Origin of the sequence: Ectothiorhodospira haloalkaliphila ATCC 51935, from assembly GCF_000633935.1 — a bacterium.
Classification (GTDB): domain Bacteria; phylum Pseudomonadota; class Gammaproteobacteria; order Ectothiorhodospirales; family Ectothiorhodospiraceae; genus Ectothiorhodospira; species Ectothiorhodospira haloalkaliphila.
In genome coordinates, this window is sequence record NZ_KK214998.1 from 1,531,608 (window position 1) to 1,554,024 (window position 22,417).

19 protein-coding genes are annotated in these 22,417 nt (G+C 63.9%); 10 read left to right on the forward strand and 9 right to left on the reverse strand.

Annotated features, from left to right (window positions below; translation table 11 throughout):
- The first annotated feature begins 47 nt into the window (after window positions 1-47).
- From ECTHA_RS18565 to ECTHA_RS18570, 3 genes are all read left to right on the forward strand, one after another.
- Window positions 48-896 carry an endonuclease/exonuclease/phosphatase family protein gene (locus ECTHA_RS18565; protein WP_128571983.1) on the forward strand — a complete coding sequence of 283 codons (849 nt, stop codon included), beginning with the start codon at window positions 48-50 and terminating at the stop codon, window positions 894-896.
- Window positions 886-2,229, forward strand: coding sequence for a GGDEF domain-containing protein (locus ECTHA_RS0114925; RefSeq protein ID WP_025280245.1), 1,344 nt, complete (start codon window positions 886-888; stop codon window positions 2,227-2,229). Before ECTHA_RS18565 ends, ECTHA_RS0114925 begins: the two co-directional genes overlap by 11 nt.
- A gap of 79 nt (window positions 2,230-2,308) precedes the next feature.
- Window positions 2,309-3,223, forward strand: a complete 915-nt coding sequence (locus ECTHA_RS18570) for a carbohydrate kinase family protein (protein ID WP_025280246.1) — start codon at window positions 2,309-2,311, stop codon at window positions 3,221-3,223.
- Window positions 3,224-3,307: 84 nt separating this feature from the next.
- Here the strand turns inward: ECTHA_RS18570 and asnB are convergent, their stop codons facing one another.
- The 5 genes from asnB to ECTHA_RS0114955 all read right to left on the reverse strand — a co-directional run bounded on the left by asnB (window position 3,308) and on the right by ECTHA_RS0114955 (window position 9,113).
- Window positions 3,308-5,320: an asparagine synthase (glutamine-hydrolyzing) gene (gene asnB, locus ECTHA_RS0114935; RefSeq protein WP_026623846.1), complete on the reverse strand. Its 2,013-nt coding sequence runs from the start codon at window positions 5,318-5,320 to the stop codon at window positions 3,308-3,310.
- Between the two features lie 65 nt (window positions 5,321-5,385).
- Window positions 5,386-6,450, reverse strand: a complete 1,065-nt coding sequence (locus ECTHA_RS0114940) for an aspartate/ornithine carbamoyltransferase family protein (protein WP_026623847.1) — start codon at window positions 6,448-6,450, stop codon at window positions 5,386-5,388.
- 34 nt (window positions 6,451-6,484) lie between these two features.
- Window positions 6,485-7,237 (reverse strand): cysteine hydrolase family protein, encoded by a 753-nt coding sequence (locus tag ECTHA_RS0114945; protein ID WP_025280247.1) that lies wholly within the window; start codon window positions 7,235-7,237, stop codon window positions 6,485-6,487.
- Window positions 7,234-8,490, reverse strand: a complete 1,257-nt coding sequence (locus ECTHA_RS0114950) for a Zn-dependent hydrolase (RefSeq protein WP_025280248.1) — start codon at window positions 8,488-8,490, stop codon at window positions 7,234-7,236. The genes ECTHA_RS0114945 and ECTHA_RS0114950 overlap by 4 nt, the downstream gene beginning before the upstream one ends.
- Before the next feature lie 92 nt (window positions 8,491-8,582).
- On the reverse strand, window positions 8,583-9,113 hold the full coding sequence (locus ECTHA_RS0114955; protein WP_025280249.1) for a MarR family winged helix-turn-helix transcriptional regulator: 531 nt from the start codon (window positions 9,111-9,113) through the stop codon (window positions 8,583-8,585).
- A gap of 139 nt (window positions 9,114-9,252) precedes the next feature.
- On the opposite strand from ECTHA_RS0114955, the gene ECTHA_RS0114960 reads away from it, so the two are divergent.
- Entirely contained in the window at window positions 9,253-11,637 is a 2,385-nt protein-coding gene (locus tag ECTHA_RS0114960; RefSeq protein ID WP_025280250.1) for a sucrose synthase, read from the forward strand.
- A gap of 120 nt (window positions 11,638-11,757) precedes the next feature.
- On the opposite strand, the gene ECTHA_RS0114965 is transcribed toward ECTHA_RS0114960, so the two are convergent.
- Together ECTHA_RS0114965 and ECTHA_RS0114970 are read right to left on the reverse strand one after the other, a co-directional pair.
- A complete protein-coding gene (locus ECTHA_RS0114965; protein WP_238623997.1) occupies window positions 11,758-12,015 on the reverse strand; it encodes a DUF2845 domain-containing protein in 258 nt (85 codons plus the stop codon).
- A 162-nt stretch (window positions 12,016-12,177) separates the two neighbouring features.
- Complete coding sequence (locus ECTHA_RS0114970) at window positions 12,178-13,485, reverse strand: MFS transporter (protein ID WP_025280252.1); 1,308 nt, start codon at window positions 13,483-13,485, stop codon at window positions 12,178-12,180.
- Between the two features lie 148 nt (window positions 13,486-13,633).
- Here ECTHA_RS0114970 and coaBC point away from each other — a divergent pair, with 148 nt between their 5' ends.
- From coaBC to argB, 4 genes are all read left to right on the forward strand, one after another.
- Entirely contained in the window at window positions 13,634-14,839 is a 1,206-nt protein-coding gene (gene coaBC / locus ECTHA_RS0114975; RefSeq protein WP_025280253.1) for a bifunctional phosphopantothenoylcysteine decarboxylase/phosphopantothenate--cysteine ligase CoaBC, read from the forward strand.
- A gap of 7 nt (window positions 14,840-14,846) precedes the next feature.
- Window positions 14,847-15,302, forward strand: coding sequence for a dUTP diphosphatase (gene dut, locus ECTHA_RS0114980; protein WP_025280254.1), 456 nt, complete (start codon window positions 14,847-14,849; stop codon window positions 15,300-15,302).
- A gap of 98 nt (window positions 15,303-15,400) precedes the next feature.
- On the forward strand, window positions 15,401-16,801 hold the full coding sequence (locus ECTHA_RS0114985) for a phosphomannomutase/phosphoglucomutase (protein WP_025280255.1): 1,401 nt from the start codon (window positions 15,401-15,403) through the stop codon (window positions 16,799-16,801).
- 86 nt (window positions 16,802-16,887) lie between these two features.
- Window positions 16,888-17,775, forward strand: coding sequence for an acetylglutamate kinase (gene argB / locus ECTHA_RS0114990; protein WP_025280256.1), 888 nt, complete (start codon window positions 16,888-16,890; stop codon window positions 17,773-17,775).
- Between the two features lie 56 nt (window positions 17,776-17,831).
- Here argB and ECTHA_RS0114995 read toward each other — a convergent pair whose 3' ends face one another.
- On the reverse strand, window positions 17,832-18,476 hold the full coding sequence (locus ECTHA_RS0114995) for a DUF4124 domain-containing protein (RefSeq protein ID WP_025280257.1): 645 nt from the start codon (window positions 18,474-18,476) through the stop codon (window positions 17,832-17,834).
- A gap of 14 nt (window positions 18,477-18,490) precedes the next feature.
- Window positions 18,491-19,138, reverse strand: a complete 648-nt coding sequence (pyrE, locus tag ECTHA_RS0115000; RefSeq protein WP_025280258.1) for an orotate phosphoribosyltransferase — start codon at window positions 19,136-19,138, stop codon at window positions 18,491-18,493.
- Window positions 19,139-19,242: 104 nt separating this feature from the next.
- On the opposite strand from pyrE, the gene ECTHA_RS0115005 reads away from it, so the two are divergent.
- On the forward strand, window positions 19,243-20,022 hold the full coding sequence (locus ECTHA_RS0115005; protein WP_026623849.1) for an exodeoxyribonuclease III: 780 nt from the start codon (window positions 19,243-19,245) through the stop codon (window positions 20,020-20,022).
- 338 nt (window positions 20,023-20,360) lie between these two features.
- Window positions 20,361-22,349, forward strand: a complete 1,989-nt coding sequence (locus ECTHA_RS0115010) for a BCCT family transporter (protein ID WP_025280259.1) — start codon at window positions 20,361-20,363, stop codon at window positions 22,347-22,349.
- The last annotated feature ends 68 nt before the right edge of the window (window positions 22,350-22,417 follow it).

The following is a 22,417-nucleotide window of genomic DNA, read 5'->3' on the forward strand; positions in this document are numbered from 1 at the left end:
ACCCGTCCGGGATCACCCTGGACGGACCCCTGGCCTCCAGCCTGTCCATGGGGCCGAGCACGCCGCCGGTTCAGGGACAGCGCCTGCGCATCCTCAGCTACAACGTCCAGGTGGGCATCGCCTCGGGCCGCTTTCACCATTACCTGACCAACAGCTGGAAGCATGTGCTGCCCTACGGCGGGCGCATGGGCAATCTGGACAGCATTGCACGGTTCATTGCCGGCTTTGATCTGGTGGGTCTGCAGGAACTGGATGCCGGTAGCCTGCGCAGCAACTTCGTCAATCTGGCCGAATACCTGTCCCGCCAAAGCCAGTTGCCCTACTGGTACAGCCAGACCAACCGCAATCTGGGCAAGATCGCCAAGCACAGCCTGGGGTTGTTGTCGCGCTACCAGCCCCACTCGGTGATGGAGCATCGTCTGCCCAGCCGTATCCCGGGCCGGGGGGCGCTGGAGGCCCATTTCGGGGCCGAGAGCGGCGAGGATTCCCTGGTGATCATGCTGGTGCACCTGTCCCTGGGGCGCAAGACCCGCATGCGTCAGTTGCAGTACATCGGTGAAGTCCTGCGTGATCACGAGCACGTGGTGGTGATGGGGGATCTCAACACCCCGACCCATTCGGCGGAAGTACGCAAGCTGGTGCGCAACACCCGCCTGCAGGAACCCCTGGACAGTGCCAAGACCTACCCGAGCTGGCGCCCCATGCACGCCTTCGACCACATCCTGGTCACGCCGGGTCTCGGTCTTGAACAGGTGCATGTCTACAACCTCAACTATTCAGACCATCTGCCGGTGGGCGTGGAGCTGGTCATTCCGGATTCCGTGAAACTGGCCCAGTTTCATGCGGAGGGCCAGGCCGGCGGACACGTGAGAAGAGGCGCTGTGGGTGAACACTGATGAGGCACGCCTCAAGTGCCTGGAGACGATTCGGCAGCTGGAACAGGAACTGGATGATCGGGCAGCCTTGGAGGCCAGCCTGAGGCGCCTGCTGAACCGTTTGTGCATGGCCGCCGAGGGCGGGCATCCGCATCTGGACCCGATCCTCAGCCGTCTGCAACTGGATGTGCAGGCAGAAGGAATGCTCACCTCGGCGCAATTGGAGGTCTACCTGAACGAGTTGTCCGGTCTGTTGCATGATCGCGCTCGGGGGAGGGCTTCCGCAGCCCCGTTGGACGGTTCTGGCGATGCGGCAGAGATTCGCTCCCTGGGGCTGCAACTGCTGGTGGAACTGGCCTCGTTGCCCCGGCTGCAGGATGCCATGGATCGTCTGCGCCAGGAATTGAGGGTGAGCGAGCGTGTGCCCCCCTGGTCGGAGTGGGTCTCCCGTGTGGCCAAGGCGGTGCATCAGTGCCTGAGTGACCTTCATCATCAGCGGGAGGAGATGGAAGACTTTCTCCAGGATATCACCCGGGAACTGGCCAGCTTCGATGGTTACCTGGCGGGCCAGGGCGACCACCTGCGTGACTCGCAACACAACCGCGAGGCGTTCCAGGGCAATGTGGAGCGGGAGATGTCCCGTCTGGATAGCGGATTATCGGACAGGACTCTGGATCTCGCCCATCTCAAGGAACTGGTGCGCGGGCGTATTCGGGCCATTGGCCAGCATATGGAGACCTATCGGGAGCAGGAGGGCCTGCGGGACCAGGAGGTCCGCATCGAAACCGAACGCTTGCGCCAGCGGGTGGCAGACCTGGAAAAGCACTCAGCGCAGTTGCGTGAGGCCTTCCTTTGGCAGCAGCGCCGTGCCCATCAGGACAGCCTGTCCGGCCTGCCCAACCGTGAGGCCTTTGATGAACGCATCCTTGATGAACTGAGTCGCTGGGCCCGCCTCGGCACTCCCCTGAGCCTGGTGGTATGGGACATTGATCATTTCAAGCAGGTGAACGATACCTATGGTCACAGTGCAGGCGATCGGGTGATCACCACCGTTGCCCAGCGCTTGAGAGAGCGATGTCGGCGCACCGACATGGTGGCCCGCTACGGAGGCGAGGAGTTCGTCATGATCCTGGTGGGCACGCCCGCCGCCGAGGCATTGTCTTTCTGCGACTCCCTGCGCCAGGAACTGGCCGATCTGGGTTTTCATTTCGACGGCGAACCGGTGGCCATTACCCTGTCCGCCGGTGTGACCGAGGCCCGGGTGGGAGACACCCCGATGACCTTGTTCGACCGCGCCGACAAGGCGCTCTATCAGGCCAAGCACCAGGGACGCAACCGCTGCGTGCAGGGTTGACTGGCCTGGCCGGCGACTTGCCAAGCCCTTTTGGCGCTGGGTAACCTCGAAGACTTCCACACCATCGCAGGAGGCCGACGTGACAGCCAATCCCGAGCCCGTGATCTTCGGGGAAGTGCTCTTCGACTGCTTTGAGGACCGTTCCGTGCTGGGAGGCGCACCCTTCAATGTAGCCTGGAACCTCAAGGGGCTGGGGCGCGAGCCGCTATTCATTGGCGCCGTGGGCGAGGATGAACTGGGTGCGCAGGTGCAGCAGGCCCTGTCGGCCTGGGGAATGCGCCCCGAGGGCCTTCAGGTGGACCCGGACCACCCCACGGGGCAGGTGCAGGTCAGGTTGAGCGGTGGCGAGCCCCAATACGAGATTCTGGCCGATCAGGCCTACGATCATGTGGACGTGACGCGTGCTCTGGAGGGGCTCCCCCGCGGCGGCATCCTCTATCACGGCAGTCTGGCGCTGCGCGAGCTGGCGGCCCGCCATGGCCTGGAAACCCTGCGGGATCACATGGGTGCCCGGGTGTTCATGGACGTGAATCTGCGCGCACCCTGGTGGGAGCGTGAAGTGGTGCATGATCTGATGCGCCGAGCCACCTGGGTGAAGCTGAATCAGGATGAATTGTCGGCATTGGCCCCCGAGCCCGCGGACGATCCGGAAGTACAGGCGCGCCTCACCCTGGCCTGCTTCGACCTGGAGGCCATCATCGTCACCCGCGCTTCTGAAGGGGCCATGGTACTCACGCGGGATGGTGCCGTGCACGCCATGCACGCGCCGAAGGTTGAGGGGCTCAAGGACACCGTGGGGGCAGGGGATGCCTTCAGTGCGGTCACTTTGCTGGGGTTGCTGGAGGGGTGGCCGTGGGATGTGATCCTGCATCGTGCTGCCGGGTTTGCAGCCAGGGTGTGCACCCTGCATGGGGCTACCACGGAGGACGCGGGGTTCTATGCGTTGGCTCACGACGCCTGGAACTCTCCCTCCGGGGAGAAGGCCCGGGGATGAGGGGGAGGATCGCACCCGACCCTACCAGCCCGCTGCGCCCCTCACCCCAACCCCTCTCCCCAGAGGGGAGAGGGGCTTATGAGCTCAGGGATGCCACCCCAGGGCCTCGGCCCGCTTGCGCGCTACCCGGGGAATGTCCTGGGCCACGAAGTGACTGTGCAGCACCTGCACGCCGATCATGTGGTTGATCACGGCATCCAGCTGCACCTGGGTTGAGGCGGTGGTGTCCGGCGCATCATGCAGGTCGAACAGGGCCTGTACGCCAGCGGGGTCCAGCAGGCCCGCTTCCTTCACTGCGTCATCCGACAGATACTGATCCGCCAGCGCCCGCATGGCCGCCCACTTCTTGGGATCGGTATGGGCCGGTGGGGCCATGAAGGCGAACTTCTCGCGCTCGTACAGCACCTTGGGAAGCAGTCCCTTCATGGACTCGCGCAGAACGTATTTTTCCGTGCGCCCCTTGATACGCATGGATGGGGGCAGTTGGGTGGCGAACTCCGCCAGGTGATGATCCAGGAACGGCGGACGGGCCTCCATGGAATTGGCCATGTCCACGCGGTCGCCCCCCCAGGTGAGGATCTGGCCTTCCAGCATGGTCTTGATCCATACGTACTGGGCCTTGTCCAGCGGGTGGCGACCTTCGATCATGTCCCTGTCCAGCGCCTCGGCAATGGCTCGGCCTGGCTCATAGCCTTTCACCTGCTCGCGCAGGTGCGGGGCCATCAGGCCCGGGGCGTGTTCGGCGCTGGCCAGCCAGGGCTGCAGGCAGGAGGGCGTGAAGCCCACCAGGGCGTCCAGAGCCGGATCGTGGAGTTCGTTCTCCGCCAGCATGGCCCCCTGGAAAAGCTGGTTGCTCTCCGACAGCAGTTGTTGCCAGCTGGCACGCTCGGCGGCAGACAGGGTGTCCAGGCCATGCAGGAACATGTCCCGGCGGAAGGAGGGGTAACCCCCGAACAGCTCATCGGAGCCCTCGCCGGTGACCACCACCCGGTAGCCGGCCTTGTTCACGTGGCGGCTCATGAGCAGCTTGGCCACGCCCAGGGTGTTGTAGATGGTGCGCTCGGCGTGCCACAGGGTCTCCACCAGGTTGTCGTAGAGATGATCCGCGTTCAGGGTCATCACGTCCTGGTCGGCACCCACGCTTTCGGCCATCTCCGTGGCGATGGCCGTCTCGTCGTAGTCAGCATTGTCGAAGCCGATGGTGAAGGCCTTCACCGGGGATTGCTGATGGGCCGCCGAAAGGCCCAGGGTGATGCACGAGTCGATGCCGCCGGACAGGTAGCAGGCCACGGGCACGTCGGCTTCCAGGCGCAACTGCACCGCTTCCATGAGCCTGTCGCGCACGCCCTCGATGTAGTAGGACTCGTCCTTTTCATCACCCCGCTCGGACATCAGTGGGAAGTCCATGTCCCAGTAGCGGTCGTCGCGGATCTCGAATTTGCCATGGCGCCGCTCGATGGTGACCACATGGCCGGGCTTCACCTGGTTGATGCCTTCGAAGGCGGTCTGACCGGGCACCATGGTCTGCATCAGCTGGTGATAAAGACCCTTGGCCTCGAAGCGGCGTGGCACTTCGGGGTGGGCAAACAGCACCTTGAGTTCCGAGCCGAACACCAGGGTGCCATTGATCTGGGTCCAGTACAGGGGCTTCACGCCAAAGCGGTCGCGAATGAGCATCAGCCGGTCATGCTGGCGGTCGTACAGAGCCATGCCGAATTCACCCCGCAAATGCGGCAGCATGTCCTCCAGGCCCAGGTCCTGGTACAGATGCAACACCATCTCCGAGTCACTCTTGGTGCGGAACTTCGCACCTCGGGAGGTGAGGTCGGTGCGGATGCGTTTGTAATCGTACAACTCACCGTTCACCGCCAGCATCAGGTTGTTGTCCGGCGACATGAACGGCTGACGGCCACGGTTCTCATCCAGGTCGATGATGGTCAGACGGGCATGGGAGAAGCCCACGCCGCGGTCGTCCTGCACCTTGTAGCCGAAGCCGTCGGGGCCACGGTGGTACTGGATGGCCGCCATGGCCACCAGGGTTTCGGGATCCACCGGTTGATGGGGATCGGCGTGCATGACGCCGGCGATGCCGCACATAGGAAACTCCTCGTCAATGAATTCGTATCAGCGGGTGCCCGGGATCGAACGGACAGCCAGCAGGTTCAGGTATCCATCACTTCGCTCACACGGCGCACCATGCAGGTCAGCAGGGCCATGCGCACGAACACGGCGCCCCTGGCCTGGGCGAAGTACCAGTTGTGGCGGGTGGGGTCCAGATCCGTGTCCAGCTCCTTGCCCCGGGCAAGGGGGTGCAGGATGATGGAGTCCTTCTTCAGGGGGGAGGCGGTGGAGAGCTTCAGCTCTGCGCCCATCTGCTCGAAGCTGTCACCCACCCAGGCAATGGCGTTGATGTACACCACGTCCAGGTCGGGAAGCTCCGGTTCCAGCCGCTTGGACACACGCACGGACAGCCCTGCCTCGCTCAGTTCCTCTGCCTGACCCTCGTCGAAGGGGGTATCCTGGTCCGTGAAGATCACCACTTCCTCAATGGCAGTGGGGAAGCGCGCCAGCAGGAGCAGCAGACTGCGCACGGTGCGCATGCGATTGGGTACGCCGATGATGCCCACGCGGATACGCTTGTCACGGGGCAGGTCCGGGTCCAGCAACTCGGGGCGCCACTTGAAGATGGTATACACGTCCGCCATCGCCTGGGTGGGGTGCTCGTCAATGCCGTTGCCGGCATTGACGATGGGGATGCGCAGGGCATCCAGCATGTCGTAGACGGAGCGGTCCTCGTTGTTGCGCAGGACGATCACATCCCCGTAGTTGTTGAACATCTCGGCGATGTCCTGAATGGACTCTCCCTTGGCCATGCCCGTGCTCTTGGGATCGGTGATGGACATGATGTCTCCCCCCAGGCGGTGCCAGGCACTCTCGAAGGAGAGGCGTGTGCGGGTGCTGGGTTCGTAGAAGGCACTGATCAGGATCTTGCCTTGCAGCGGCAGGTGCATGAGCGCCGGTGTGCTCTCGTACTGGGCCGACAGGCGGAACAGCTGGGTGAGGGTGTCCCGGTCAAACTGCCGCGAGGACACCACGTGCCGACTGGCCAGGGCCAGCAGCGGGCCGGGATCTTCGGGGATGCTCTCTGCCAGGGCGCGGGGCCGCTCGATGCCGGCGGTACCGTCCTTGGGGCGAAGCGGCTTTTGAAGCTGCGAGTCGACTACCATGACTAATGCCTCTTTGGCTGGGAAAGACAACGGTTCAATCGGCGATCTCTTCCACCTTGGAGATCTCCGCCAGGGCCTGGTCAGTGCTCATCACCCGGGCGTAGCGATCCTTCATGGTGAGTATCGTGGCCCGCTGCAGTTCGGGGGTCACCGTGGCGCTGGCGTCTTCGATCAGGGTGACATAAAAACCCAGGTCACAGGCATCCCGGATGGCCGTGGAGACACATTCGTTGCTGTAGACACCCACCACGAACAGGGCCGTCACATTCAGGTTGCGCAGCACATACTCCAGATTGGTGGCAGTGAACACGCCACTGGCCGTCTTGTTGATGATGATCTCGTCACCCTGAGGCGCCACGATCTCAAGGAAATCCGCCTCCTTGGACCCTGGGGCCGCATGCAGGCCCAGGCGCTTGTGACCCGGACCCCGATCCCGGCCATCCTGGGTGAGGGACTGGATGCGGGTGTGGATCACTTCCAGGCCCAGGGAGCGAAAGCCATCCTGCAGACGGCGCACATTGGGCAGAACCGTGTTCTCCAGGCGATCGAAGTAGTAGTCCTGGGATTCGGGGGGCAGACCGGAGCGTTCCGCGTCGGCAAACACCCCCCAGCCCCGGGCGGCATCCAGATATTGCAGGTCAATGCAGAGCATCGCCGCATGGTGGGTGCCCAGGGCCCGGGTCAGGGCCCGGTTGGTGATGAGGGTCTCCCGATACTGCTCGCGCAGCGGGTCGACGCTGTCGTAGGTGGTGCTGGTTGCCGTGTCTTGGGTCTTGTCGTTGCTCACTTGAGTTCCCCTCCGCTCTCGGTGGCCAGCGACAGGATGGCCTGCAGCATCAGGTTGGCCCCGCGTTCGATGTCTTCCCAGTTGGTCCACTCTGCCGCCGAATGGCTGCGCCCCTCCAGGCTGGGCACGAAGATCATGCCGGTGCGGGTGAGCGAGGCCATGATCTGGGCATCATGGGCGGCGCCGCTGGGCAGGCGAAGGTCCTTCAGGTCCAGTGCGCGGGCCTTGTCCTCCAGCAGTTGCACCAGCGCCGGGTCGCAGCGTTGCGGAGGCAATTCCGAGAGCACTTCGAACTCGAACATCAGCGAACGTCGCCGGGCCATGGTCGACAGCGTGCGGCGGAAGGCGTCCGCCAGGTTGGTCAGGGTGTCCGGGTCCGTATCCCTCACGTCCAGGGAAAAGCTGGTGTAGCCGGGCACGGTATTGGCGGCACCGGGCTTGAGTTCCACGCGGCCGATGGTGGCGCGGCTGTGGGGGCTGCCGTGTTCTTCCAGAATGCGCTCGATCTCGCCGGCAAATTCCGCCAGCCCCTGGAAGGTGTCGTTGCGCATGTCCATGGGGGTGGTGCCGGCGTGATTGGTCTGTCCCTTGAGTTGCACATCCCACTTGAACAGGCCGGTGATGGCCTCCACCACGCCGACGCTGATCTTGCCGCGGTCCAGTACCGGGCCCTGCTCGATGTGCAGCTCCAGATAGGCGTGGATGGAGTCCCTGGGGCGACGGGCGAACAGGGCGGCATTGGCGTCCAGCCCCCAGGCGGCCATGGCCTCGGTAAGGGTGATGCCATCCAGGTCCCGGGCCGCATGGATCATGGCCGGGGTCAGTTGGCCGGCCACCGCCTGGGAGCCGAACAGACCACCGAATCGTCCTTCTTCGTCAGTGAAGTTCACCACTTCCAGGGGGTGGCGCAGGGGCAGGCCCGACTCCTTCACGGTACGCAGCACCTCCAGGCCGACGAGCACGCCCAGGGCGCCATCCAGGGGGCCTCCACCCGGTACGGTGTCCAGATGGGAGCCCATCATCACGCTGGGGCGCTGACCATCCCAGTCCAGGCGACCATGCAGATTGGCGGCGCCGTCCTCGTAGAAGTCCAGGTCCGCCTCCAGAATGCGCTCCCGAAACCACTGACGCCCGGCGAGATCCCCTTCGCTGAAGGCCATGCGGTGAATGCCGCGGTCGGCATCCCGGCCAATGGCTGAAAGGGCCTCGATGTCGTGCTGCAGGCGTTGGAAATTGATTCGGATGGGCGTCATTCAGTCCCCTCTCTGCTATGCATATGACCCTTGGATAGTACTAGGCCGGGTGGCTGCAAGGCCAGCGATGCCCCGGGTCGAGAATGGCACCGTCAATCGTCGGCGATAGGCTTGAGTGCTGCCTTTTCGTCCGGGGTTTCCATGATCTCCAGCAGATCCCCCAGACCCGCCTCCAGGGCGGCAAGGCTTTCGGCGGGCAGCGCCTGCAGGGCCCGGTTGAGTTCACCCTGGGCCGGAGCCGGGGCGTTGTCCAGCAGGCCTTGCCCTGCGGGCGTGGTGAACAGCCGGACCACCCGTTGATCGCGGCCGGCCCTGCGGCGCTCCAGCAGGCCCTTGCGTTCCAGCTTGTCCAGCATGTTGGAGGCCGTCGACACGTGTATGGAGAGTCGCTGGGACAGATCCCCCACGCTCAGGCCCGGTTCCAGTTGAACCTCCCAAAGGGCCCACAGCTGCGCGGCGCTGACGCCGCAGTCTTCCTGGATGCGCCGGGAGTGACCCTGCAACGAACGGAACAGCACCCGCAGACGCTGGATGACCGCCTGCACGCGCATCTCTTCGGCGCGACCGCCGCTGCCATGCGGTTCGGCAGGTGGGGAGTGGGCTCGTGACGGAAGGCTGGCCATGGCATGTTCTTTTTGCACAAATCCTTTTTGTACAATAGCATTAAGCTGAACGGGTCACAAACGGGCTTGCCGGTCGGCCTTGCTGCACTGGCCAGGCCACGTATCACCTGCCATCCGATGCGCATCAGGGGGACACAGCATGTTGGAAATCTTGCGGGAAAACATTACCCAACACCGGGAATTCACCTACCTGCTGCTACGTCGTTACCAGAATCTCGGGCGCGCCTTCGTGCTGCGCTCGGACCTGCAGGATGCCTTCCGGGAACTGGAGGCGGAGCATGACGCTCCACCCCCGGACACCTCGACCCTGACACAGATGGTGGAGGATGTGCAGGAGGCGGTGATCACTCCACCCTGGGTCGCCTTCTCCGTGCGCCCTCGCGTGGGCCGCTGGGTCTACCTGCGCATCCATGCCGATGAACTGGCGGTGGAGCCGCTCAGCGTGAGCGAGTTTCTGGGCTCGAAGGAGCGCATGGTGGCCCCGCACCTGGAGGAAGACCGTCCCCTGGAGTTCGACATCGGAGCCTTTCAGCGCAACTTCCCCAATATGCGCGAGGCCCGATCCATCGGGCAGGGGGTGGAATTCCTCAACCGCAAGCTCTCCAGCCAGTTGTTCGACGGCCAGGGCCAGGGTTTCGACAAACTTTTCCAGTTTCTGAGGGAGCATCGCTGCAACGGCCAGCAACTGATGATCAATGATCGGGTGCGGGATGTGGATGGCCTGCGCAGGGCCATTCGCGCCGCCGAGAAGGCGCTCGCCCGCAAGGACCGTCAGACCCCCTGGGCAGAGGTGGCCCACGCGCTGCAGGACCTGGGTCTCGAGGCTGGATGGGGCAAGGACGTGGGTCGGGTGATCGAGAGCCTGCAACTGCTCTCGGAGTTGCTTGAGGCCCCCTCGCCCAAGACCCTGGAGCACTTCCTGGCGCGTATCCCCATGATCTTCAGCATGCTGATCCTCTCGCCCCACGGATTCTTCGGGCAGTCCAATGTGCTGGGGCTGCCTGATACCGGTGGGCAGGTGGTTTACATCCTGGATCAGGTGCGGGCCCTGGAGCGGGAGATGCACGACCGATTGGCCGAGCAGGGCCTGGACATTCAGCCCCGCATCCTGGTGGTGACCCGCCTCATCCCCGAGGCCCGGGGCACCACCTGCGACCAGCCCGAGGAGATGATCTCCGGCACCCAGAACGCCAAGATCCTGCGCGTGCCCTTCCGGGGGCGCGATGGCGAAGTGGTGCCCCAGTGGACTTCCCGTTTCGAGATCTGGCCCTATCTGGAGCGTTTCACCAATGATGTGGAGACCCGGGTGCGCGCCGAACTGGGAGGGCGTCCCGATCTGATCGTGGGCAACTATTCCGATGGCAATCTGGTGGCCACCCTGCTGTCGGCGCGCATGCACGTCACCCAGTGCAACATCGCCCATGCCCTGGAGAAGACCAAGTACCTGTACTCGGATCTCTACTGGAAGGAAAACGAGGAGCACTATCATTTTTCCTGCCAGTTCACCGCCGACCTCATCGCCATGAATGCGGCGGATTTCATCATTACCAGTACCTACCAGGAGATTGCTGGCACCGATCACGCCATCGGCCAGTACGAGAGTTATGGCTCGTTCACCATGCCGGACATGTATCGGGTGGTGAACGGGATTGATGTGTTCGATCCCCGATTCAACATCGTCTCACCGGGGGCGGATTCCGAGGTGTATTTCTCTCATCAAAAAGGTGAGCGGCGCATGAAGGGGCTGCATGAGGAGCTGCACGAGATGGTCTTCGGCGGCCCGCATCCGGAGGGGCGCGGCGTGCTGGCAGAACCGGACAAGCCCGTCATCTTCACCATGGCACGTCTGGATCGCATCAAGAACATCACCGGTCTGGTGTCCTGGTATGCGGCCAATCCGGAACTGCGCAAGCGGGCCAACCTGGTGGTGGTGGCCGGTTACACCGATGCTTCCCGTTCCTCCGATCGTGAGGAGCAGGAGCAGATCGCGCACATGCATCATCTGTTCGATGAATATGGTCTGGAGGATCAGGTGCGCTGGTTGGGGGTGCGCCTGGACAAGGTGCTCTGCGGCGAACTCTACCGCTATATCGCCGATCACCGCGGCGTGTTCGTGCAGCCGGCCCTGTTCGAGGCCTTTGGTCTGACGGTGATCGAGGCCATGGTCTCGGGGCTGCCCACGTTTGCCACCCTCTACGGGGGGCCGCTGGAGATCATCGAGCATGGCCATTCGGGTTATCACATCGACCCGAACCATGGGGACGAGGCAGCCGAAATCCTGGTGGAATTCTTTACCCGCTGCGAGAGTGATCCAGGCCACTGGAACCGCATCTCCCAGGCCGGCATGGACCGGGTGGAGGCCCGTTACACCTGGAAACTCTATGCCGAACGCATGATGACACTGTCCCGTATCTACGGGTTCTGGAAGTACGTCACCAACCTGGAGCGGGCCGAGACCCGGCGCTACCTGGAGATGTTCTACGCCCTCCAGTACCGGCCCCTGGCGGCGCGGCTGGAGCATTGATCGGGTGACGATGCCCGCCTGGAAAGTCTCATGGACTTCAGGCGGGTCCTCCATTGCCGTCCACAGCCCGCCAGGTGACGGATTGGCCCGATGGGGCGATCCGGGCCAGGCCAAGGCGCCTTAGAACCGGCTCCACTCGATCTTGAGGATCTTTCCGTCACCCACCTTGATGGTGTAGTTCAGGTCATTGTGCCTGTAGAACCAGGTCTCCGTGGTCCGCCATTCCACGCAGTCACGTCGTTCCCGACGTACGCAGGCGTCCCGGCTGCTGCGCTGGATGGGCTCGCCCATGTGTTCCAGCAGCAGCCAGGCCGGACTGCCCTCGCGGATGAGCACGCCATCGAAACGCAGGCTGGAGGCCTGGGATGTGGTGCTCACCAGGAGCACCAGCAAGAGGAGCCATCTGTACTGTTTGATCATGTGCGCTCTGGCCCTTTCATGGGGGGATTCTGTGATCATAACAGGGGGCAGCACGAGCCAGCTGCCCGGGGCGACCAGTTCGGCCGTGGGTCGCACTTTTGTGGGGATGGCCGGGGGTTATCAGTCCTCCACAATATTTTTTCCCCGAGTCTCCACCAGTAGCCACGACGCCACCGTGGCCAGCGCCGCAAAGCCGGTGAGCAGCCAAAGCCCACGCTGATAATCCCCTGCGTCATAGACCGGGGCGCCGGTGGCACTGAGCGTGCCATCCCAGCCCAGGTCCATCACCCAGCCAAACAAAGGCTGGAACAGGGCAGCGCCCAGGAACAGTCCGGTGTTCACCAGGGCGATGGCCATGCCCGAAAAGGCAGGTGGCGCCACTTCCTTGGCGTGGGCGTACGCCACCACGAAACAGCCGGCGCTCAGGCCCAGCAGGATGAACAGGGTAAGCCCCAGGGCTCCCGGTCCCCAAGGCAGTAATAACAGACCCAGGCACATGCCCAGATAGGCCAGGGCACCAGCCTGCAGCACCGGGCGGCGCCGACCCAGGCGGTCCGAGACATTGCCTGCCACCAGGCAGCCGATGGCGAAGGCTACGGTGGCCAGGGTCGTGTAAAGGGAGGCATCTCCCCGGCTGAGCCCATGAACATCCCGCAGCAGGGGGATGGCCCACAGTCCCAGCATGCCGAACAGACTGCCGGTGATGCCGAAGTCGTAGATGAAACCAGGCCACAGGCGGCGGTTGCTCACCACTGACTTGAGATCCCGTATCCAATGCTGCTGGCGCGGCGTTGCCGGCGGCAGGCCTTCCATCTCACGTACCGATGGGAAACCCATCTGTTCGGGCTTGTCACGCACCAGCCACCAGGAGAGCACGGCCAGGCCGATGGCGATCACTCCCAGGGCCACGAACAGGCTGCGCCAGTCCACCACAAGCAGCATCAAGGCGAGGGGGCCGGTGGCGGCGATGGCCCCCAGGTTGCCCAGCAGCAGGGTGAGGCCGCTGATGCTGCCGTACTTGCGTTCGCTGAACCACACGGAATTGCTCTTCATGAGGCCGACGAAGACCACCGAGACCCCCAGCCCTACCAGGAAACGGCCCACGCTGGCGGTGGCCAGCGTCTCGGCGAGCCCAAAGACGATGGAGCCGCACCCGGCCACTGCGTTGCCCAGCATCACCGCAAAACGCGAACCCAGGGTGTCTGCCAGCACACCTGCCGGCATCTGCATGGCGGTGTAGATGTAGAAATACATGGCCGAGAGGGACCCCAGCGCCGCCGCCGTCACGCCGAATGCTTCGGTGAGTTCCCCGGAAACCATGGCTGGCGCAAAGCGGTGAAAGAACACCAGCATGTAAGCTGCGATGAGCACGCTGTAGATGGTCCAGCGCACCCGTTCGAAGCGGGCGGGATCGTAGGCTTGAGGCATGGGAAGTCCTTGGTCGGAGATGTTTTCGCCGGGGCTTAAGTTACAGGGCCGACAGTGCGAGGTCACGCATGATGCCCGCCGCGCCCCCGGACCAGGACACGCCCTCCGTTCACAGGACTTGCCCTCGCCGACAAGGTAGAATCCCCCCATGCCACTCACAGAAAAGAACATCCTGCTGGGCGTCAGCGCCGGCATTGCCGCCTACAAGAGCTGCGAACTGGTGCGCCTGCTCACCGGGGCCGGGGCGCGGGTGAGGGTGGTGATGACGCCCCGGGCCACGGAATTCGTGGCGCCGCTCACCTTCCAGGCCCTGTCCGGGCACCCGGTGCGCACGGCCGTGTTCGACGCCGAGGCGGAGGCCGGGATGGATCATATCAGCCTGGCCCGCTGGGCCGACGCCATCCTGGTGGCGCCGGCCACGGCGGATGTCATGGCCCGTCTGGCCCACGGCATGGCCGATGACCTGCTGAGCACCCTGTGTCTGGCCACCGAGGCCCCTGTTTGTCTGGCCCCGGCCATGAACCGGGCCATGTGGGGCCACGTGGCCACCCGGGAAAATGCCCGCCTGATGGCCTCGCGTGGCGTACACCTGTTTGGTCCGGGCACCGGTGGGCAGGCCTGTGGTGAGATCGGGGCAGGGCGCATGCTTGAGCCCGCCGAGCTGTTGCAGTCTCTCCAGTCCCTGTTCGAGGCCCCGCGCCTTGCAGGACGCCGTGTCCTGGTCACTGCGGGCCCCACCCGGGAGCCCGTGGATCCGGTGCGCTACATCACCAACCGCAGTTCCGGGCGCATGGGCCATGCTGTGGCCGCCGCTGCCGCACTGGCCGGCGCCCGGGTCACCCTGGTGAGCGGTCCGGTGACACTGGAAGCCCCTGCGGGGGTGGAGCGTCTGATGGTGGAGACGGCTGCACAGATGCAGGAGACGGTGATGGCCCACTTGCCGGGAGCCGACATCTTCATCGCCACCGCCGCCGTGGCCGATTACCGCGTGGCGCAACCGGCGCAGCAAAAGATCAAGAAGCAGGGCGACACCCTGGACCTGCAACTGGTGAAGAACCCGGACATCCTCGCCCTGGTAGCTGCCTCCGGGGATCGACCCTTCAGCGTGGGTTTTGCCGCCGAGACGGATTCCCTGGAGGAGCACGCACGCGCCAAGCTCGAGAACAAGCGCCTGGACATGATCGCCGCCAATGACGTGTCCGGCGGTCAGGGGTTCGATGTGGACGACAACGCCCTGCGGGTGTTCTGGCGCGATGGGGATTGCTCGCTGCCGCGACAATCCAAGGTGACGCTGGCGCGGGCGCTGGTGCAGGTGATCGCGGATCGATTCCAGATGGCCCGTGGACAAAACTGAGCCGAACATGCAGACCATACAGATCAAGATTCTCGATGCCCGCCTGGGCCGTGATTTTCCCCTGCCCACCCCGGCCACCGAGGGTTCCGCCGGCGTGGATCTGCGCGCTTGCCTGGATGCGCCCCTGACGCTGCTTCCCGGTCAGGCTGAACTCATTCCCACGGGCATGGCCATGCACATCGCCGATCCGGGTCTGGCGGCCATGATCCTGCCCCGCTCGGGGCTGGGCCATAAACAGGGCATCGTGCTGGGCAACCTGGTGGGCTTGATCGACTCCGACTACCAGGGACCGCTGATGGTCTCCTGCTGGAACCGGGGAGAGGAGTCCTTCGTGATCTCCCCGGGGGAGCGCGTTGCCCAGATGGTGGTGGTGCCCGTGGTGCAGCCCCGTTTCCAGGTGGTGGATGAGTTCGAGGCCACGCAGCGGGGAACCGGTGGTTTCGGCTCCTCGGGCCGAATCTGAGACGACCCCATCCGCCTGTCGGCATCCATCCAGGGCCCTGCAGTTTTGAAAGGTCAGAGGTTTTAACAGGCCCAAGGTTATCTACAGGGATTACCCATATGAGTGTTCAGGTGTCGCCTTCCATCTTCCGGGCCTACGATATCCGCGGGGTGGTGGAGGCTGGCCTGGACCCTGGGGTGGCCGAGGCCGTGGGTCGCGCCTACGGGGCCGAGGCCCGCGAGCAGGGCAGCAAGCGGGTCGCCGTCGGCCGCGATGGCCGTCTCTCCAGTCCGGCACTGGAGGCTGCCCTGGTGAAAGGGCTCATGGCCACTGGTCTGGAGGTGATCCTGCTGGGATGCGTGCCCACCCCAGTGACCTATTTCGCTGCCCTGGAGCTGGCCGATGGCAACGGCGTGATGGTCACCGGGAGTCATAATCCGCCCCGTTACAACGGTTTCAAGCTCATGCTGGGGAGGCGTACCCTGCACCGGGAAACGGTGCAGCGACTGCGTCGCCGCATTGCCGAGGATCGCTTGCCCGAAGGCCCGGGTGGTCGCTGTGTCGAGGCGGAGGTGACCCAGGACTATCTGCACCGACTCTGCAACGACATTCATCTGCACCGCCCCCTGTCGGTGGCCGTGGACTGTGGCAATGGTGCCGCATCGGATATCGCTCCCGAGGTTTACCGGCGCCTGGGCTGCCGCGTGGAGCCCCTGTTCTGCCGGGTGGATGGTCATTTTCCCAATCATCACCCCGACCCCTCGCGTCCGGAAAACCTGGCCCACCTGGCCGATGTGGTGCGCCGGCAGGGCCTGGATCTGGGCCTGGCCTTTGACGGTGATGGAGATCGCCTCGGCATGGTGGACGGCCAGGGGCGCATCCACTGGCCGGACCGCCTGATGATGTGCTTTGCCGACGATGTGCTGGCTCATCATCCCGGCGCCGGCGTGGTATTCGACGTGAAATGCACCCATCACCTGGCCGAGGAGGTGCGTCGCCGGGGTGGCGTGCCGGATATGTGGTGCACCGGGCACTCCCTGCTCAAGGCGCGCATGGAAGAAACCGGAGCCTTGCTGGCGGGAGAGATGAGCGGGCATGTATTCTTCCGCGATCGCTGGCTGGGGGTGGATGACGCCCTGTACGCCGGGGCCCGCCTGCTGGAATGGTTGTCGCGGGATGATCGTCCGCCGGCGCGGGTGCTGGACGACCTGCCCCAGGGCTGTCACACCCCGGAGATCCTGGTGAGCCCCGAAGGGGTTGAGGATGCCCATGATGTATTCATGGCTCGTCTGCTGGAGGCGATGGAAGGTCAGGAAGCGCTGGAAGGCGGGACGATCACACGCATCGATGGCCTGCGAGTGGATTTTCCCGACGGTTGGGGCCTGGTGCGAGCCTCCAACACCACCCCCTGCCTCACCCTGCGCTTCGAGGGTGACACCCCCGAGGCACTGGCACGGATTCAGGCCCGTTTCCGGGCGTTGATGCACCAGGCGGATGTCACGCTCGGGTTGCCCTTCTGAGGCGGGCTGCCACCCTGTCACCCCTGTTCGTTGTATTGTCTTGATCTGTAAAAACGGAGAAATGCCCCATGTCCGAGTCCACCGCCATGGACCAAATCAGTGTGCACACCATCGCCCGGGTGCTGACCGAGGCGCTGCCGTATATCCAGCGCTTTTCCCGCAAGACCCTGGTGATCAAGTATGGCGGCAATGCCATGGTGGACGAGGAACTCAAACGGGGCTTCGCCCGGGATATCGTCCTGCTCAAGCAGGTGGGCATGAACCCGGTGGTGGTCCACGGCGGCGGGCCGCAGATCGGCAAGATGCTGGACCAGCTGGGCAAGGAGTCCCGTTTCATCGACGGCCTGCGGGTGACGGACCGGGAGACCATGGATGTGGTGCAGATGGTCCTGGGAGGGCTGGTGAACAAGGAGATCGTCAGTCTCATCAACCAATTCGGCGGGCGCGCCGTGGGGCTGACCGGCAAGGATGGCGGGTTGATCCGCGCCAGGCGCTTGAGCCATCGGCGCGCGAAAGCGGACCCCGAGGCCTCGGAGATCATCGATCTTGGGCATGTGGGAGAGGTGGCCTCCATCGATCCGGCGGTGGTGCACATGCTGGACTCGGGGGATTTCATTCCGGTGATCGCGCCGGTGGGGGTGGGTGAGGATGGGGTGGCCTACAACATCAATGCCGACCTGGTGGCGGGCAAGATGGCCTCGGTGCTGGCCGCCGAAAAGCTGATCCTGCTCACGAACACCCCGGGTGTGCTGGATGATGCGGGCAGCCTGCTCACCGGACTGACTGCCCGGGAAGTGGACGAGCTGATCGCCTCGGGCGTGATCCATGGAGGCATGATCCCGAAAATCCAGTGTGCCCTGGATGCGGTCAAGTCGGGGGTGAAGAGTGCCCATATCATCGACGGGCGCGTCGCCCATGCGGTGATGCTGGAATTGCTGACCGACAAGGGGGTGGGGACACTGATCCGCGGGTGATGGATCCTGGAGCGCCCGGCTCGGGCGCAGGTGGTGTCAGGTCGTATCAGCGATGCCTAGGATGCAGGGCCTTCCTGCTCCTGGCGCAATTGCCGCAGGCGTTTCAGGTCCCGATTGAATCGCTCCACCAGGGCCTCGCGTTCCTGTTGGCGGGCGACCAATTGCTCCTCATGGCGAAGGATCTGGCGTTCCAGCGAGCTCAGGCGCCGCTGCAGGTTCTCCGGTAATTCACGATCCTGGGCCTGGAGGCGCTGGGCCCGGTCACGTGCCTCCTCGTGCTGTTCCTGAAGGGATGAGAGCTTGTTGCGTACCAGGTTGATGTTGCCATCCACCATGGCCAGACGGTCATCCCGGGCGTGCAGCAATTCCCGTTCCGAGCCGAAGGACTGCAGCAGGATGCGGTCCGCGCGGGACTGCTCCGCCTCACGACGAGCGGTCTCTGCCTCCGCGGCCTGACGGGCCTGTTCCCGTTCCCGCTCCTCGGCGGTCTGGGCGCGCTCCAGTCGCTCCACCACCAGCCCCCGCCGATCCAGGACCTCGCGGTCGTAGCGGCCTGCATCGGTGGGCGGGGTGTCGCTGAAGTGCACCTGACCATCCTCGTCCACCCAGCGATACATCTGTGCCCCGGCCCCCGAGGCCATGGTCAGCAGCAAGGTGCCCGCCAGCAGTTGTGTGGGCCATCGCGCGGGGAGGTGGATCACGGCGGCACCCGTTCCTAAATCCGGATCCCGAATTCCTTTCGATAGGCTTCCACGGCATCCCGATGCCGTGCCATGTCGGGCAGTTCGCCCAGGAACTCCACCAGGTCGGAGAGGGTGGCGATGGCATGCACCTTGAGGCCGAAGTCCCGCTCCACTTCCTGAATGGCGGACAGTTCACCCTGCCCCCGTTCCTGGCGATCCAGCGCGATCAACACGCCGGCGGGCTCGGCACCAGCGGCGCGGATGATCTCCACGGACTCGCGGATTGCAGTGCCGGCGGTAATCACGTCGTCCACGATGAGTACCCGGCCCGTGAGCGGAGAGCCCACCAGACTGCCTCCCTCACCATGGTCCTTGGCCTCCTTGCGGTTGAAGCAATAGGGGTAATCCCGATCATGTTGCTGCGCCAGCGCGATGGCGGTGGCAGCCGCCAGGGGGATGCCCTTGTAGGCCGGGCCAAAGAGCATGTCGATCTCGGCATCAGCATCCACCAGGGTACGGGCATAGAAGGCCCCCAGTCGTGACAGGTCCCGTCCGGTACTGAACAGGCCGGCGTTGAAGAAGTAGGGGCTGACCCGCCCGGACTTGAGGGTGAACTCGCCAAAGCGCAGTACGCCCCTCTCCAGGCAGAATTGAAGGAATTCGGTGCGGAATGTGTTCATGGGCTTGAAGTTACAAGGATCCCTTGGGGTTCACAAGGCCGGCGGGCAGCCCCTGTGGTAAGTTCGTCGGCTCGACCTGAAACCCTCATCGAACCGATTCAGATATGCGCATTGTCAATTTTAACGCGAATGGTATCCGCTCCGCCGCCCGCAAGGGTTTTTTTCAGTGGCTTGAAGCCTGTGAGGCGGATCTGGTGTGCATCCAGGAGACCAAGGCACAGGTGCATCAGCTCGCGGATGAGACCTTTCATCCCCGGGGTTATCACTGCCACTACTTCGATGCGCAGAAGAAGGGCTACAGCGGCGTGGCCCTCTACACCCGCCAAGCGCCCGATGAGTTGGTGATCGGTATGGATTCGCAGGAGTTCGATTCTGAAGCGCGCTATATCGAGGCGCGTTTTGGTGGCTTGTCGGTGGCCTCCGTGTATCTGCCCTCCGGCTCCTCCGGCGAGGTCCGGCAGCAGGCCAAGTACCGGTTCATGGATGCCTTCATGGGGCGTCTGCGGGCGGCCCGTCAGGATGGTCGGGAGTACGTCCTGTGCGGCGACTGGAACATCGCCCACAAGGCCATCGACTTGCGCAACTGGCGCAGTAATCAAAAGAATTCCGGGTTTCTCCCCGAGGAGCGGGCCTGGCTGGATCAGCTCTACGACGAGGTGGGCTGGGTGGACACCTTTCGTCGGGTGAATCCGCAGCCCGATGAATACACCTGGTGGTCGCATCGTGGTCAGGCCTGGTCCAGGAATGTGGGCTGGCGTCTCGACTATCAGGTGGCAACCCCGGGGGTGGCGGACAGCGTGCGCGCGGCCGCCGTGCACCGGGAGGATCGCTTCTCCGATCACGCCCCGGTGATCATGGACTACGACTGGCCCGCATACCGCTGACAGCACGCCGGGTCGCACGACTCGGGCTTTCTATGTTAATTTTCAGCGTGATTTCCCGAGCATGCAGTCCTCGGCAAGGCTGGTCCGGGTGCAAGGGGTCGGTGACCTTTTCAAGACAAGAATAACTCTCGGGCAGTGGTTTGGAATCAAGCGTTGAGTGATGTGCGCTGCGGCGTGTCGTGGCCCGTCTGGTTCGCGCGAGCGGCCGATTGATGGGGTGCGGGGATATTCGAATCCCCGGTTTCGATGCCCCGGCCAGATGTGTGCGGCCAGTCCGTCGTTGAAGGTTTTTCCGGCCAGGTGGCCGGTACTCATAGCCAATGGTATCAGGAGGGTCTATGGCCGAAAGTAACGATGCCCCGACACGGGCACCGCGTTTGCAGATCAACCCGCCGGTGTTCATCGCCTCGGCGCTGATAGCCCTTGTCCTGGTGGTGTTTGCCACCACATTCACCGATCTGGCGGGGGATGTGTTCAGTGCCGTCCTGGGCTGGGTCACCGACAAGGTGGGATGGTTCTACGTCCTGGCCGTAGCCGGTTTCGTGGTGTTCATGTTCGCTGTGGCCATATCCAGTTATGGAGGAATCAAACTCGGGCCGGACCATAGTGAGCCCGACTACAGCTATCTCTCCTGGTTCGCCATGTTGTTCTCTGCGGGCATGGGTATTGGGCTGATGTTCTTTGGCGTGGCCGAGCCGGTGATGCACTACGTGTCGCCGCCCACCGGCGACCCGGAAACGGTTCAGGCCGCCCGCGACGCCATGAGCATCACCTTCTTCCATTGGGGCGTGCATGCCTGGGCCATCTATGGTGTGGTGGCGCTCTCGCTGGCTTATTTTGCCTTCCGTCAGGGATTGCCCCTGACCATCCGCTCGTCCCTGTATCCCCTGATTGGTGATCGTATCCATGGTGGCATCGGCCATACGGTGGACACCTTTGCCGTGCTGGGCACCCTGTTTGGCGTGGCCACCTCCCTGGGTTTCGGTGCCATGCAGATCAACTCCGGCCTGGAATACCTCTTCGGTGTGCCCAACGCGCCCATTGTGCAGGTGGTGCTGATTGCGGTCATCACGGCCATCGCCACGGTGTCCGTGGTGCTGGGGCTGGACGGCGGCATCCGTCGGGTCTCTGAATTCAACATCATCCTGGCTGTCGGCTTGCTGATCTTCGTGCTCGTGGCCGGGCCCACGGTCTACCTCCTGCAGACAGTGGTGCAGAACACCGGTAACTATGTCTCCAGTGTGTTCAGCATGACCTTCAACCTCTATGCCTACGAACCCACGGACTGGATCGGCGGCTGGACGCTGTTCTACTGGGGTTGGTGGATCGCCTGGGCGCCTTTCGTGGGCATGTTCATCGCTCGCGTCTCCAGGGGACGTACCATTCGCGAGTTCACCTTCGGTGTGCTGCTGGTGCCGGTGGGTTTCACCATCATGTGGATGACCTTCTTCGGCAACACGGCCCTGAACATGATCATGGAACAGGGCATCGGCGATCTGGCAGAGCAGGTGTCGGCGGATACCTCGGTGGCGCTGTTCCAGTTCTTTGAACACCTGCCGTTTTCCACCATCACGGCTTTTCTGGCCACGATACTGGTCGTGACGTTCTTCGTTACCTCCTCGGACTCCGGCTCTCTGGTGGTGGACATCCTCACCTCCGGGGGCAAGGAAGATTCCCCCACCTGGCAGCGCATCTTCTGGGCCATTCTGGAGGGCGTGATCGCCGCGGCCCTGCTATTGGCCGGGGGACTGGCAGCACTGCAAACGGCCACCATTGCCAGTGCATTGCCCTTCACCATCATCATGATCATCATGTGCTGGGGGCTGCTCAAGGCCTTGCGCATCGACCGGATGAAGAAGGTGAGCCTGCTGGAGGCCCGGGTCTCGCCCGTGGGTCCGCACGCGGCGGTGAGCTGGCAGCGGCGGTTGCGCTCCATCGTGCATCAGCCACGCCGTAACGAGGTGGTCCGCTACATCCAGGAAACGGTCAAGCCCGCGTTGAATGCGGTGGCAGAGGAACTGCGCAAGCAGAACCTGGACGCCGTGGTGGGCGAGCGTGAAGACGGTCGTTGCTGGGTGGAAGTGCGCCATGGCGAGGAGATCGATTTCTTCTACTCCGTGCGTCCCCGTGCCTACGAGCCGCCGTCCTTCGTCATGCGTGATACCCGCCCGAAACGGGCTGAGGCCCTGAAGTACTTCCGGGCCGAGGTGCACCTGAGCGAGGGTGGTCAGGACTACGACGTGGTGGGCTGGAGCCAGGAGGCCCTCATCAACGACGTGCTGGAGCACTATGAGCGGCACATGCACTTCCTCGACGCGGTGCGTTGAGGCCGCGGCATGGAACAGGCCCGGGCTGCATTGCGGCCCGGATCTGATCTGAAGCTCGCTGCGCCCCG

Excerpts from the sequence above, each read along its gene's own strand:
- ECTHA_RS18565 (WP_128571983.1), top strand. The coding sequence starts at position 48 with ATGGGGCCGAGCACGCCGCCGGTTCAGGGACAGCGCCTGCGCATCCTC.
- asnB (WP_026623846.1), bottom strand. The coding sequence starts at position 5,320 with ATGTGCGGCATCGCCGGCGTCATGCACGCCGATCCCCATCAACCGGTG.
- ECTHA_RS0114940 (WP_026623847.1), bottom strand. The coding sequence starts at position 6,450 with ATGGTAGTCGACTCGCAGCTTCAAAAGCCGCTTCGCCCCAAGGACGGT.
- ECTHA_RS0114950 (WP_025280248.1), bottom strand. The coding sequence starts at position 8,490 with ATGACGCCCATCCGAATCAATTTCCAACGCCTGCAGCACGACATCGAG.
- ECTHA_RS0114955 (WP_025280249.1), bottom strand. The coding sequence starts at position 9,113 with ATGGCCAGCCTTCCGTCACGAGCCCACTCCCCACCTGCCGAACCGCAT.
- ECTHA_RS0114960 (WP_025280250.1), top strand. The coding sequence starts at position 9,253 with ATGTTGGAAATCTTGCGGGAAAACATTACCCAACACCGGGAATTCACC.
- ECTHA_RS0114970 (WP_025280252.1), bottom strand. The coding sequence starts at position 13,485 with ATGCCTCAAGCCTACGATCCCGCCCGCTTCGAACGGGTGCGCTGGACC.
- coaBC (WP_025280253.1), top strand. The coding sequence starts at position 13,634 with ATGCCACTCACAGAAAAGAACATCCTGCTGGGCGTCAGCGCCGGCATT.
- dut (WP_025280254.1), top strand. The coding sequence starts at position 14,847 with ATGCAGACCATACAGATCAAGATTCTCGATGCCCGCCTGGGCCGTGAT.
- ECTHA_RS0114985 (WP_025280255.1), top strand. The coding sequence starts at position 15,401 with ATGAGTGTTCAGGTGTCGCCTTCCATCTTCCGGGCCTACGATATCCGC.
- argB (WP_025280256.1), top strand. The coding sequence starts at position 16,888 with ATGGACCAAATCAGTGTGCACACCATCGCCCGGGTGCTGACCGAGGCG.
- pyrE (WP_025280258.1), bottom strand. The coding sequence starts at position 19,138 with ATGAACACATTCCGCACCGAATTCCTTCAATTCTGCCTGGAGAGGGGC.
- ECTHA_RS0115005 (WP_026623849.1), top strand. The coding sequence starts at position 19,243 with ATGCGCATTGTCAATTTTAACGCGAATGGTATCCGCTCCGCCGCCCGC.
- ECTHA_RS0115010 (WP_025280259.1), top strand. The coding sequence starts at position 20,361 with ATGGCCGAAAGTAACGATGCCCCGACACGGGCACCGCGTTTGCAGATC.